The 12,716-nt window shown below is 61.2% G+C and carries 11 protein-coding genes and 1 pseudogene; 3 read left to right on the top strand and 9 right to left on the bottom strand.

What is annotated here, in order from left to right:
- Positions 1 to 128 precede the first annotated feature (128 nt).
- The 3 genes from HX869_RS29530 to HX869_RS29520 form a co-directional block, all read right to left on the bottom strand.
- Complete coding sequence (locus tag HX869_RS29530; RefSeq protein ID WP_178904068.1) at positions 129 to 1,475, bottom strand: amidohydrolase; 1,347 nt, start codon at positions 1,473 to 1,475, stop codon at positions 129 to 131.
- A gap of 51 nt (positions 1,476 to 1,526) precedes the next feature.
- The gene (locus HX869_RS29525; protein WP_003219758.1) at positions 1,527 to 3,686 is read right to left on the bottom strand and encodes a mechanosensitive ion channel family protein; all 2,160 of its coding nucleotides are present in this window, start codon (positions 3,684 to 3,686) and stop codon (positions 1,527 to 1,529) included.
- A gap of 72 nt (positions 3,687 to 3,758) precedes the next feature.
- The gene (locus tag HX869_RS29520; RefSeq protein WP_003219760.1) at positions 3,759 to 3,935 is read right to left on the bottom strand and encodes a hypothetical protein; all 177 of its coding nucleotides are present in this window, start codon (positions 3,933 to 3,935) and stop codon (positions 3,759 to 3,761) included.
- 176 nt (positions 3,936 to 4,111) lie between these two features.
- Between HX869_RS29520 and yegS the strand changes: the two are divergent.
- Positions 4,112 to 5,036 (top strand): annotated as a pseudogene (gene yegS / locus HX869_RS29515) (lipid kinase YegS); the annotation flags it as partial.
- Here yegS and HX869_RS29510 read toward each other — a convergent pair.
- The 3 genes from HX869_RS29510 to HX869_RS29500 form a co-directional block, all read right to left on the bottom strand.
- Positions 4,998 to 5,657, bottom strand: coding sequence for a response regulator transcription factor (locus HX869_RS29510; RefSeq protein WP_003219763.1), 660 nt, complete (start codon positions 5,655 to 5,657; stop codon positions 4,998 to 5,000). The pseudogene yegS and the gene HX869_RS29510 overlap by 39 nt on opposite strands.
- Entirely contained in the window at positions 5,654 to 6,547 is an 894-nt protein-coding gene (locus HX869_RS29505; RefSeq protein WP_003219766.1) for a sensor histidine kinase, read from the bottom strand. The genes HX869_RS29510 and HX869_RS29505 overlap by 4 nt, the downstream gene beginning before the upstream one ends.
- 320 nt (positions 6,548 to 6,867) lie before the next feature.
- Positions 6,868 to 7,311 (bottom strand): hypothetical protein, encoded by a 444-nt coding sequence (locus tag HX869_RS29500; protein ID WP_003219767.1) that lies wholly within the window; start codon positions 7,309 to 7,311, stop codon positions 6,868 to 6,870.
- Positions 7,312 to 7,861: 550 nt separating this feature from the next.
- Here HX869_RS29500 and HX869_RS29495 point away from each other — a divergent pair.
- Entirely contained in the window at positions 7,862 to 8,797 is a 936-nt protein-coding gene (locus HX869_RS29495; protein ID WP_003219769.1) for a chemotaxis protein CheV, read from the top strand.
- Positions 8,798 to 8,836: 39 nt separating this feature from the next.
- Positions 8,837 to 9,643 carry an MOSC domain-containing protein gene (locus HX869_RS29490; RefSeq protein WP_003219772.1) on the top strand — a complete coding sequence of 269 codons (807 nt, stop codon included), beginning with the start codon at positions 8,837 to 8,839 and terminating at the stop codon, positions 9,641 to 9,643.
- Between the two features lie 64 nt (positions 9,644 to 9,707).
- On the opposite strand, the gene HX869_RS29485 is transcribed toward HX869_RS29490, so the two are convergent.
- The 3 genes from HX869_RS29485 to HX869_RS29475 all read right to left on the bottom strand — a co-directional run bounded on the left by HX869_RS29485 (position 9,708) and on the right by HX869_RS29475 (position 12,582).
- Entirely contained in the window at positions 9,708 to 9,992 is a 285-nt protein-coding gene (locus HX869_RS29485; RefSeq protein WP_003183665.1) for a pyrimidine/purine nucleoside phosphorylase, read from the bottom strand.
- Positions 9,993 to 10,039: 47 nt separating this feature from the next.
- Positions 10,040 to 10,582, bottom strand: a complete 543-nt coding sequence (locus HX869_RS29480) for an exonuclease domain-containing protein (RefSeq protein ID WP_178904066.1) — start codon at positions 10,580 to 10,582, stop codon at positions 10,040 to 10,042.
- A 71-nt stretch (positions 10,583 to 10,653) separates the two neighbouring features.
- Entirely contained in the window at positions 10,654 to 12,582 is a 1,929-nt protein-coding gene (locus HX869_RS29475; protein ID WP_178904065.1) for an acetyl/propionyl/methylcrotonyl-CoA carboxylase subunit alpha, read from the bottom strand.
- Between the last annotated feature and the right edge of the window lie 134 nt (positions 12,583 to 12,716).

Below are 12,716 nucleotides of genomic sequence, written 5' to 3'. Positions count from 1 at the left end.
CCCACATTTGGATCGTGTCCGCCTTTGGGTTTGCTGTTGCTTCACCACACTTAAGCCCGAGCGAGGTGCAGAGTGGTGGGGCAAGAGCGGAACCCTAGGCGGCCGTTACCTGAATAACGGATATACCCTCAATCCCCCGCATTGGCATACAAATAATCCGTCGCCAACGAAGCCAGCGTCCGTACCCCAACCACCAACGCCGACTCATCCACAAAGAACCCCGGATTATGATTCGGCGCCGCCTTGCTCATGTCCTGATCCCTCGGCGTCACCCCCAGAAACACAAACAACCCTGGCGCTTCCTTGGCATAAAACGAGAAGTCCTCAGCCCCACCCACCAACGGGGCATTCACTACGTCGCCATTCGCCGCCCAACGCAAACTCGGCAGCATCTTTTCGGTCAGCGCCGGGTTGTTGATGGTCGGGTCGTACTTCTCAATGATCGTCACCTCAGCCTTCGCCCCACCACTCTCGGCAATCTTCTCGACGGTCTGCCGCACATCCGCATGCAGCTTCTGGCGAATGCCATAGTCGTAGGAGCGAATGGTCCCACTCATGTCCACCGACTCGGGAATGATGTTGTACCGCGTCCCTCCGTTGATGGTGCCAATACTCACCACCGCCGGAAACGAAGAAATGTCGGTACGCCGGCTCACCACCGTCTGCAACCCAACGATGGCCTGCGCCCCGACAGTAATCGGATCAATCCCGTCCCACGGCCGCCCCGCATGGGTCTGCTTGCCCAGGATCTTGATCCGCAGGTCATCCGAACTCGCCAGGGTAGGCCCCGGCCGATACGCAATCTGCCCCGCAGGCACACCGGCCCACACATGCAGCCCAAACACCGCATCCGGCTTGGGCGATTTCATCACCCCTTCCTGCACCATCATCTTCGCGCCCCAAGTGTTTTTACCGTCGGGGATAAAGTCGCTCGGGCCTTCTTCAGCCGGCTGGAAATAAAACACCACGGTGCCCGGCAGACGATCGCGCATGCCGGTCAGAATTTTCGCTGTACTCAGCAGGATGGCGGTGTGGGCGTCGTGGCCGCAGGCGTGCATCACGTCGACTTCTTTATCGAGGTACACCCCCTTGGCCTTCGAGGCAAAGGGCAGGTCGGACACTTCTTTGACCGGCAGCGCATCCATGTCGGCGCGCAAGGCAACGGTCGGGCCGGGCAGGGCGCCTTTGAGGATTGCGACCACGCCGGTGCGGGCGACGCCGGTCTTGACCTCAAGCCCCATCTCCCGCAATTGCTTGGCCACCAGTTCTGCGGTGCGCTTTTCGGTGTTGCCCAGTTCAGGATGGGCGTGGATGTCGCGCCGGGTTTCCAGCAGGGCCGGTTCCAGCACTTTCGCCTGGGCGGCGATTTCTTCGCGGGCACTGTCCTGGCCGCTGCTGGCGGCGATGACCGCGCTGCTGGCGACACCGCACAGCAGGCCGAATACCCATTGGTGTGTAAGACCGGTCAAACGCATAAGGACTCTCCATGATTATTGTTGTTGATCCTGACGTCGTCCGGGCAGCGCTTATTCTTTCTCTTGCACGCCTCCCGCCGCTGTCACCACTTGCACGCTCAAGCGTGGGGTGGCCAGGTCCAGCCCGGCTTCGTCGAGGTGACGCTTGAGCGACAGGTTGAACGCCCGCGAAACCTCCCACTGCTTGATCGGCGCGGTCTTGAAGCGGGCGCGAAGAATCGCACTGCCGGACTCGAAACTTTCTACACCCTGAATTTCCAGCGGCGACCAGATATTGCGCCGCTGCAACGGGTCGTTGCGCATCTTCTGCCCGACGTCGCGCATCAGCTTGATGGCGTCGTCGATTTCCATGTTGTAGGGAATCGCCACCCGGAAGATCGCGTAGCCGAACTCCCGGGAGTAGTTCTTGATGCTTTTGATTTCACTGAACGGGATCGTATGCACGATGCCGTCGATGTCCCGCAGGCGCACGGTACGGATGGTCAAGCCTTCGACCGTCCCCAGGTGGCCGCCGACATCCACGTAGTCATCAATTGCCAGGGAGTCTTCGATAATGATGAACAGGCCGGTGATCAAATCCGCCACCAGCGACTGTGCACCAAAACCGATGGCCAGGCCGATCACACCGGCACCCGCCAGCAGCGGCGTGACGTTCATGCCCATGTTCGCCAGGGCGACGATGGCGGCAATGATGAAGATGGTCACGAACAGCACGTTGCGAATCAACGGCATCATCGTTTGCGCACGCGCGTTGGCCAGGCCTTTGCGCGAGCGGGTGAGGGCGTGGTGGATCGCGGTGTCGCTGAGGATCCAGATCAGCCAGGCAAACAGCAATGTGCCGGCAAGGCCGAACAGCTTGACGCTGATTTCATGCCCGTCGCCTTCGGTAAAGCGGATCAGCGACAGGCCCCAGACCCGCAGGCCGAGTTCGATAAACACCAGCCACACCACCAGGTGGGCGAGGGTGTAGACGAAGCTTTTCAGGCGCTCGGAGTACAGCGCATGGCGCTTGTGCCCACGCTGCGGCTTGAGTGAATGACGGCGCACCAGGCCGTTGATCACCATGCACAGCACCAGCAACACCGTGCACAACAACGACTGGCGCAGGGCGGTGCTGGTGTCGCCGGCGGAGACGAAGGTGGCGAACAGCGAGATGCCCACCAGCAGCAACGCCGGCAGGTACCAGAAGGTGCCGACGATTTCGATGGTGTCACTCAGGGCGCGGCGGGTCAGGCGGCGGGACAGCGGCTGGTTGCGGATCAGGTGCGCAATCGGCCGGCGGAATCGCAGGATGAACACACCGGTGGACAGCGCGGCCATGACATTGGCGATGGTCGCGGCGACATGGGACAGGTGCTGGCCCAGGCTCTCGGCCAGGCGCGGGTCGCTGACGGCTTCGCCAAAGGCGGCAAAGCTGCCGATCAGCCACAACGGCCGGAAGGCCTGGTGGCGCAGGATGTACAACGCGCGGTGACGGTGCGGGCCGTCGAGTACGGAAAACGCGACCACGCAGATCGCCGAGAAGCAGGTGCCCACCACCAGCGCATAGGCCAGCACCATTGCCAGGGATTTGCCGAGGGACGAGGGCAGTGCGTAGCTCATGTAGACGGTGATCACCAACGCGATCAGCCACGGGCCGAGCTTGCGCAGGGCAAAGCGCAGCAGGTCCCAGGTCTTGGGGTGTTGCGGCAGTTCTTCGGTCAGGCCGAAGCGCTCGCGCACCCGGTGGCTGAGCCAGATCAGGATCGCGGCCAGCAGGCTCCAGAGCATCAGGATCATGGCAAAGGCAAAGATGATCGGCAGCCATTCGCTGGCCGGCAGCATCAGTGCGGTGAGTTCATCCTTGGCCTGGTCAAACTCGTTGGACCAGCGATTGAGCGGGCTGTCGGCACCGGAGAATTGTTGCTCCAGGCTCGACAGCGTGCCGCCGATCAAACCGAGTACACCCAGTTCGGCGGCGGGCTGGGCCTTTTGCGTGGTCTCACGGAGCTTTTTCAGGTCGCTCAGCAGCTTGGTGCGCTGCTGGTCGTTTTCCAGGGTCTTGATCACCTCGTCCAGGGACTGGCCCAACGGGACGTCGGCTTGCGGCTGGGTTTTGGTGTTGCTGCCCAGCAGCCCTGGCAGGCTCACGGCGTGGGCAGGCGCCATGGGCAGCAGGGTCAGCAGGCAGAAAAGCAGGCAACAGGGCAGGGCAAACAGACGGGCAAGCACGAGGCGGTCAACCTTAAAAACGACGAATTGACCGAGTGTACGAGGCCGTCATGTGCAATGCGAGTGAGATTGTCATTCGGCGAGTTTGGCGAGGATCTTGTAAACCACGGTGCCGAGGATCAGCAGCATGCCGATCCACATGCCGAACACGCCGATGGGTTTGTCGCGGAAGTTGAAGCCGATGGCCAGGAGGATCATGCCGGTCAGGATGGGGATAAGCATGGAGTGGAAGGCGGACATGGTGATCATGGTGCGACGGCCTTGTCGGATGGGAATAGGTATAAGTCTAGGTCGATTTCGCCAAGTGCGAGTTGATCCGTGTCAGAAACGCTACAAAACCCGGTTAATTTCTACATCCGATGGCTTTTTTTCGATTGGCCACGGTCAACATCCCTCAGGAACCTTAAACCCAGGAGCATTCATCCATGAGCACACCCAAGGCACTGTTGATTCTGCACGGCAAGCAAGCCCTCAACGAGCAGGTGCGGGCGGCGGTGCAGGGCAAGCGCGAGCAGGGCTGGGAGCTGGCCGTACGGGTGACGTGGGAGGGTGGCGATGCCCAGCGGTTTGTCGATCAGGCCCTTGCCGATGGCTACACGCGGCTGATTGCCGGCGGCGGTGACGGCACCCTGCGGGATGTGGCCGAGGCCATGGCCCGGGCCAAGACCGAGGCCAGCCTGGTGCTGATGCCCCTCGGTACCGCCAACGATTTTGCCCGCGCCGCCGGTGTGCCGCTGGAGCCCGAGCAGGCCCTGGACCTGCTGGATGTACCGGCCCGTGCCATCGACCTGGGCGAAGTAGGCGGGCAGATCTTCCTGAATATGGCCACCGGTGGTTTTGGCAGCCAGGTCACCGCCAACACCTCCGAAGACTTGAAGAAAGTCCTCGGTGGCGCGGCGTATCTGTTTACCGGCCTGTCACGCTTCAGCGAGTTGCGCGCGGCCTACGGTGAATTGCAGGGCCCTGACTTTCACTGGCGCGGCGAGCTGCTGGCCCTGGGCATCGGCAACGGGCGCCAGGCCGGTGGTGGCCACGTGCTGTGCCCCGGCGCCCTGGCCGATGATGGTTTGTTGGATATCAGCATCTTGCCGGCGCCGCAGGAAGTGGTCGGCACCCTGCGCAACCTGATGACGGACGGCTGGGGCCTGGACAATATGTTTGTGCGGGCGCGCTTGCCGTGGGTCGAAATCAAGGTCGCCGAAGGGCTGGCGATCAACCTCGACGGCGAACCACTCCAGGGTGACGACTTGCACTTCTCGGCCTTGCCCCAGGCACTGCGGGTGCATCTGCCGGATGACTCACCGTTGCTGACTAATCGTCAAGGCTGATGATCTGTTCGCGCACTGCGAACAGCACCAGGCCCGCCACGTCGAAAATCTGCAGGCGCTTCATGATCTGCGAGCGGTGGGCTTCCACGGTCTTGATGCTCAGACCCAGGCCATTGGCGATTTCACGGGTGGACTTGCCGCGCACGATCAAGCGCAGGATTTCCAACTGGCGTGCCGTCAGGTTGTGGCTGTGGGGCGGCGGGTTGACCTGGGCCTGATTGCGGATCAGCGCCTGGTTGATCACCGTATGGGCGATTGCCGGGCTGAGGTAGCGTTCGTTGTTGCGCAACGCCAGCAGCGCGTGCTCCAGCTCATTGGCCGTGGTGTCCTTGAGCAGGTAGCCATGGGCGCCGGACTCCAGCGCGCACATGATCAGCTCCGGGTCGGTGTGCATCGACAGGATCAGCACCTTGCTCTTCGGGTAGGCGCGCTTGAGGTCTTTCAATGCATCGAGCCCGCCGGTGTGCTTCATCGACAGGTCAAGCAGCACGATGTCGGGTTGCAGCGCGTCAAACCGCTCCAGCAACTGCGCGCCGTCGCTCGCTTCACCGATCACCGCGTAGCCGGGAATATCCATGACCAGCGCACGCACGCCGGCCCTGATCAGGGAGTGGTCATCCACCAGGAGTAAGTTGCACGTCACTCTAGAACCTTATGGGGGTTGGCCCGTTCGAGGGCGCGGGGCGCCCAGGGGAAAAGCGCTTCGATCCTCGTCCCGGAGCCTGGCTGGCTATTGACCGACAATGTGCCTCCCAGTTGATCAATCCGCTCGGACATCCCGGCCATGCCCCGCTGGCCTTCCTGGGCGGGGTTGATGGCGGGCGAAAAGCCCTGGCCGTCATCGCTGATAAACAGTGACAGGCCTTCGGGCAGGCGTTGCAGGCGTACCAGCAGGTTACGTGCCTGGGCATGGCGCAGCATGTTGGTGACGGCTTCCTGGGTAATGCGAAAGGCGGCAACAGCCATCTCTTCCGGGATGCCGGTCAGCCGTTGATGGCATTCCAGGCTCCAGCTTACCCGGGTGTTTTCCAGGGTCTTGAGCAGATGCGCCCGCAGGCTCGCCTCAAGGCCCAGGCTCGCCAGTTGCCGGGGGTTGAGGATGGCCGACACGTCCTGCACCTTGGCCAGGGTTTCGTTGAGGGTGTTGCACAGCACCGCACAGTGGCCCTGCAGATTTTCCGGAAGACGGCGCTTGAGCCATTCACTTTGCAGCTTGGCGGCGGTCAACAGTTGGCCGATATCGTCGTGCAGTTCGCGGCTGAGGCGATGACGTTCGTTTTCCTGGACCTGCAACAGGCGGTCGGCCAACTCCTGGGGCTGGAACTTGATGGACTTGCGTGAGCGCCACTGTTGCAAGCCCACCACCAGCAGGGTGGCCAGGTTCACTGACAACAGCGCCAGGGGAAGATCGGCCGAGTGTGCATAAGCCCACAGGCTGAGCAGGCACGCGCACAGGCATAGCGCGAGGGTTATCCAGCGTGCATTGCTTCGGGACACGGACCTTGCGATGAGTGACTTCAGGCTGGCGTACATAGGAGGCGCATTTCACGTTTATATGCATCATGAAGTTGAGTCACTTCGAGCGGGGCATGGTACCACCACTATTACCGTTGGTCGCCTGGCGCCGAGCGGGATGAGGCGTATTAATCACGGCAGCGTCCCGGAAGGTAGTCCCGGAGTTCAACGAGTGGGGAAGTTGTATCATTGAAGTTGTTTTGTATCAGTATTGTCGTTAGTGGCTTATTGATATTTTTCTGCTAACGACGTCGTGATGCATAAATAGTTGTGGTGTCGTTTTTAGATAATCAGGCAATTGAATGCGACATTTTTTGTCGCTTGAATGCGAAGAAGCCTCAAATAGCGTAAGGCCTGTGTTGTTGCTTATAGCCAAAATCGCTTTGCGGGATGTGTTGGACAACGGTGGCGATCAACACGGTTTGTTCCGTTTCATCCAGGCCGAGCTTGCCGGTTTTTGTATCGATCAACTCCAGTTGCCAGGCCAGCAGGGTGAGGCAGTTGTGCAGTGCATCAAGTGCTTCGTCATGCAGTTGCAGGGGGCTGGCGGCGTTGCTGATCAGGTACTGGATATGCCGTGAGAACTCGCTGATCGCCCTCAGGGCCAGGGCTTCGGATTTTTCCGCGAGCTTGATCAGGTTGGTTTTCATGCAGTCGATCGCGTCACTGTCGTTGCGGATCAAATGCAGGTGGCTCAAGCATTCTTCAGACTTGGCCAGCAACATTTCCGCTTCGAGGAGGAACTCGGGAAGTGCAAGTTGCCACTCTTTGCCGTCGTTCATCACACAAGTCTCCAGAACATACGATCGGATGATGAGATGTTGCACCGGTTGAATGGCGTAAAACTACCGCTGAAATATGACGAATATCTGTAGGCCCGTTCCGACTTTTCAGTAGGAAATTTATTTGAATGACGGCCGTCGCCCGAGTACCCCACAATTTTCAGGGACATTCGCACAACTTCTTTGGGTGCCAGTACATAAGTCACTGGATGATCCGTTGGCCGTGGGCTTGCGATAGCAAACAAAAGCCTGACTCCATTCATGCAATGAGAATGGCGTCACATTAATGGCTATTAGATATCGCGAATATCAGGTTGGTCCTGATTGTGGATAGGGGAATCCCTTACATAGCGGAACCTCGCGCAGACTTTGCGGTCACGCGGCGGTGGTGATGGGCCTTGCGCTGAAGCGGGTTCAGTAAAGCATGATGTCAGTGTGACATCAATGGATTTGCATGGCATTTTAGTGGGGGGTCAAGGTCCGGCGTTTGCCGCCGATAACCTGCTTCAGTGACCAGCACTATCCATCCGCTAAACCCCAGGAGTCTTTAATGGCCGGCATTCTCGACACGGTAGATCAACGCACACAATTGGTGGGTGAGAATCGCCTGGAGATCCTCATGTTTCGCCTGGCCGGGCGGCAGCTGTTCGCGATCAACGTGTTCAAGGTGCAGGAAGTGCTGCAACTGCCCAAGTTGACCCTGATGCCCCAGCGCCACCCGTTTGTCTGCGGCGTGGTCAACCTGCGTGGGCAGACGTTGCCGGTGATCGACCTGTCCCAGGCGATTGGCATGCGTCCGCTGATTCCGGGCCCCAACAGCACCATTATCGTCACCGAGTACAACCGCTCGGTGCAGGCGTTCCTGGTGGGCGGCGTCGACCGCATCGTCAACATGAACTGGGAGGCGATCCTGCCGCCGCCGGCAAGTGCCGGGCGCCAGCATTACCTGACGGCCATCAGCAAGGTCGATGACCAGTTGGTGGAAATCATCGACGTGGAAAAAGTCCTCGCCGAAATCGTGCCCTACAACGCCAAGGTTTCCCGCGAGAAACTTGAAGACCCGGTGCTGGAACGCGCCCGCGGCCGCGAAGTGCTGCTGGTGGATGACTCCAACGTCGCCCTCTCGCAACTGCGTGACACCCTCGGACAGTTGGGGGTGAAGATGCACATTGCCAGCGACGGCCTCAAGGCACTGAACATGCTCAAGGCCTGGGCCGACAGTGGCCAGGTGATGACCGACAAGCTGTTGATGATCTTCACCGACGCCGAAATGCCCGAGATGGACGGCTACCGCCTGACCACCGAGATTCGCAACGACCCGCGCCTGCGCGGCCTGTACGTGGTGCTGCATACGTCGTTGTCCGGCAGCTTCAACGACTCGATGGTGAAGAAGGTCGGTTGCGACAACTTCCTCTCCAAGTTCCAGCCCGACAAGTTGGTGGACGTGGTACGTCAGCGCCTGATGCTGGACGAAGTCCCGGCTTGAGCTTAGGGTGACGGCTTTGTCCCTCAGGAATGCAGGCCCATGCTTCGTCTCAGCGCGTTGTACCGATACCCCTTGAAGTCCGGCAAGGGTGAATCCTTGCAGCAGATCGGCCTGGACACACTCGGGCTCGACGGGGATCGACGCTGGATGTTGGTGGACGAGGCCAGCGGGCGTTTCCTGACCCAGCGCGCCGTGGCCAGGATGAGCCAGCTCTCGGCACTGTGGAACAGCGCCGGTGGCCTGACCTTGAGCGCCGAGGGCCAACCTGCGCTTGACGTGCCACTACCCGGCAGCGATGCCGAGTTGCGCGGCGTGACCATCTGGCGTGACACCTTGCGCGTGCCGGATGCCGGTGACGAGGCGGGCGCCTGGCTCAGCGAATTCATCGGCAAACCCACGCGGCTGGTGCAAGTGCCGCTGTCCCGTGCACGCACGACCGAGGCCGGCTACGGCAAGGATGATGACAAGGTCGCGTTTGCCGATGGCTTTCCGTTGCTGCTGATCGGCCAGGCGTCCCTGGATGACCTGTCCCAGCGTATCGGTCGGCCCATGGAGATGCTGCGTTTTCGCCCCAACCTGGTGATCGAGGGCAGCGAAGCCTTTGCCGAAGACGGCTGGAAGCGGATACGGATCGGTGATGTGGAGTTTCGCGTGGTCAAGTCCTGCTCACGCTGCATCCTCACCACCATCGACCCGGCGAGTGGCGAGCGCAGTGCCGACCGCGAACCGCTGGCCACGCTCAAGACCTACCGCGAGCAAGAGGGCGATGTGATGTTTGGGCAGAACCTGGTCAACGATGGGGTGGGCCGCCTGGAAGTCGGCATGCCGGTGACGATCCTGGAGTAAGCAGCCCTGAAATGAAAAATGCCCGTCTCTCGCGAGACGGGCATTTTTTTTGGCTATCGAACGTTTAGCCGCGGTATTCGCACAGGTAGGCGGTGTCGACCGCCACCTTCAGCTGGAACTTGCTGTTGGCTGGCACGTTGAACTGGCTGCCGGCGGCGAAGGTTTCCCAGTCGGTGCTGTCTGGCAGCTTGACGGTCAGTGCGCCCGATACCACGTGCATGATTTCACGCTGGGCAGTGCCGAACTCGTATTCACCCGGGGCCATGACGCCGATGGTCGCCGGACCTTCTGCAGTGCCGAAAGCGATCGACTTGACGGTGCCGTCGAAGTACTCGTTGACTTTAAACATGGGCGAATCCTCGGAAAAGGGTCAAGAAAGGTCGGCCAGTATGCCTTCTACACGGGCAAAATCAACGGCAGCAGCCGTGCGGTATTGCGTGCATCTTCCAGCGCCCGATGCTGTTGGCCGTGGAACTGCATGCCGGCCAGTTGCAGCGCGCCGTTGAGCCCCAGCGGCTTGTCCAGGCGCCGGGCCTTGGCGAAGCGTTGCTTGAGGTTCACGTGGGGCGTCTGGCCCAGCACGCTGCTCAAGCCATGGCGCTGCCACTCCAGTTCCAGTTGCTGGCGATCGTAGTCACCCCAGCTCGCCCAGCCTTCCAGGCGTGCCTGGTGCTGGCCAAGCCAGCGTTCGAACAGCGGCCACACCTCGATCAACGGCGCGGCAGCGTCGATATGCGCCTGGGTGATGTGGGTCAACTGGCGGCAGAACGGCGTCAGCAGCGGCCTGCGCAATGGCCGCACGAAACGCTGGAAATGGTCCAGTTCACGGCCCTGGCGGTTGACCAGGCTCACACCGATTTCGATGATTTCCATCTCGGTCACGGGCCAGCCGCCTTCATCCGTTGTGGCTTCAAGATCAATAATCAGCCAATGAGGCATCGCAGGTTCCCGTACTCTTCCCGTCCTGATGGGGATAGAGCGTAGCCAAGCCTGCTAGTTCCGCCCAGGGCTTACTCGATCTCCAGCAAAATCTGACGGTTCCTGACCTGATCGCCTGCAGCCGCCTGGATTCGCTTGACCACGCCACTCATGCCGGCCTTGAGTGGGTGCTCCATTTTCATCGCTTCCAGCACCAGCAACAGCTGGCCCTTGCTGACCGAATCGCCTTCGCTGACCCGTACTTCGACAATTGCCCCATCCATCGGCGCCTTGACCGTGCCGTTGCCGGCCTCGGCCTGGCGGGTGGCGACGGTTTGGGTTCGATCATTGATGCACACGCCGGGCAACCAGAGCCGGGTGCCTTGCAGGTGGTAGGCAATGCGACGGCGAATGCCGTTGAGAACGGCGGTGGCCCAGCGTCCGTCGGTGGAGAGGTCGCGTATTTCGATGGCGTGCAGATCAATCTCGACTTGCAGGCAATTGTCCGCCAGCACACTGAGGCTGATGGTCCGGGGCTCGTCGTGTTCGGCCAATTGCCAGGTCCAGGGTACGCTGGCGTTGTTGCGCCAGCCGGATAATGGCTGGGTGTGAGCGCTGGCGCTGTGTTGGTAAAACAGCGCGGCGGCCAGGGCCAGCTCTTCGTTGGTCGCGTGGGGACGCGGGATGTCGCTGAAGTGTTCGGCAATAAAGCCGGTGCTGAAATCGCCGGCGATGAAGTGTGGATGCTTGAGCAGGCTGGCCAGCAGGCGCTGGTTGGTGGGCACGCCGAGCAGCACGCAGTCTTCCACGGCCCTGACCAGCTTGCGCCGGGCCTCTTCGCGGGTGGCGCCGTGGGCGATGATCTTGCCCAGCATCGAGTCGTAGAACGGGGTGATGCGCTGGCCTTCCAGCACGCCATGATCGATGCGCACACCTGGCGCCGGGTCCCAGCGCAGTACGTCGCCGGTTTGCGGGAGGAAGCCCTGGGCCGGGTCTTCGGCGTACAGGCGCACTTCCATGGCGTGGCCGGTGAGGGTCACTTGTTCCTGACTCAGGGGCAAAGGTTGGCCGGCGGCGATGTGCAGTTGCCAGGCGACGAGGTCGAGGCCGGTGATCAGTTCGGTGACCGGGTGTTCGACCTGCAGGCGGGTGTTCATTTCCAGGAAGTAGAAATTGCCGTCGCGGTCGAGCAGGAACTCCACCGTGCCGGCGCCGACGTAATTGACGGCGCGCGCGGCCTTGAGGGCGGCTTCGCCCATGGCTTGGCGCAGCTCGGGGGTCATGACGGGGCAGGGGGCTTCTTCGATGACTTTTTGATGGCGGCGCTGGACCGAGCAGTCGCGTTCGCCGAGGTAGATCAGGTTGCCGTGGGTGTCGCCGAACAGTTGGATTTCGACGTGGCGGGGGGCGATCAGGGCTTGTTCGAGGATGAGTTCGGCGCTGCCGAAGGCGTTTTGTGCTTCGGAGCGGGCGGTGCGCAGGTGTTCCAGCAGGGTGTCGGGGTTGTGTACCAGGCGCATGCCGCGGCCGCCGCCGCCGGCGCTGGCCTTGATCATCAGTGGGTAGCCGATGTGGGTGGCTTGTTGTTGCAGGGTTGGGTCGTCCTGGTCGGGGCCTTGGTAGCCCTTGATGCAGGGGACGCCGGCGTTGAGCATGGCGATTTTTGAGAGGCGTTTGCTGCCCATCAGGTCGATGGCTTCGGGGCTGGGGCCGATGAAGGTGAGGCCGGCGTTTGCGCAGGCTCGGGCGAAGTCGGGGTTTTCGGAGAGGAAGCCGTAGCCGGGGTGGATGGCGTCGGCGCCGGTGCGGTGGGCTGCGTTGAGGATGGCTTCGATGTTCAGGTAGGACTGGGTGACGGGGGCGGGGCCGATGTTGATGGCTTCGTCGGCCATCTGGACGTGCAGGGCGTCGGTGTCGGCTTCGCTGTAGATTGCTACGGTGCGGTAGCCCAGGGATTGGGCGGTGCGCTGGATGCGGCAGGCGATTTCGCCACGGTTGGCTATGAGGATTTTGTTGAACATGAGTGACCCCTTGGGTTGGCGTTTACCGTGTACATATCCATTCCTGCGGTAACGGCTGCTATTGGTTCCGCTCTTACAGCGGGTCACTTTTGAAAAGCGCAAAAGTAACCAAAACGCTCTGCCCCGCCTGTCGG

The sequence above is a fragment of the Pseudomonas sp. P7779 genome, from assembly GCF_013386315.1.
Classification (GTDB): domain Bacteria; phylum Pseudomonadota; class Gammaproteobacteria; order Pseudomonadales; family Pseudomonadaceae; genus Aquipseudomonas.
Note: the sequence above shows the minus strand (reverse complement) of the source record. Positions and strands in the feature narration are given on the sequence as shown.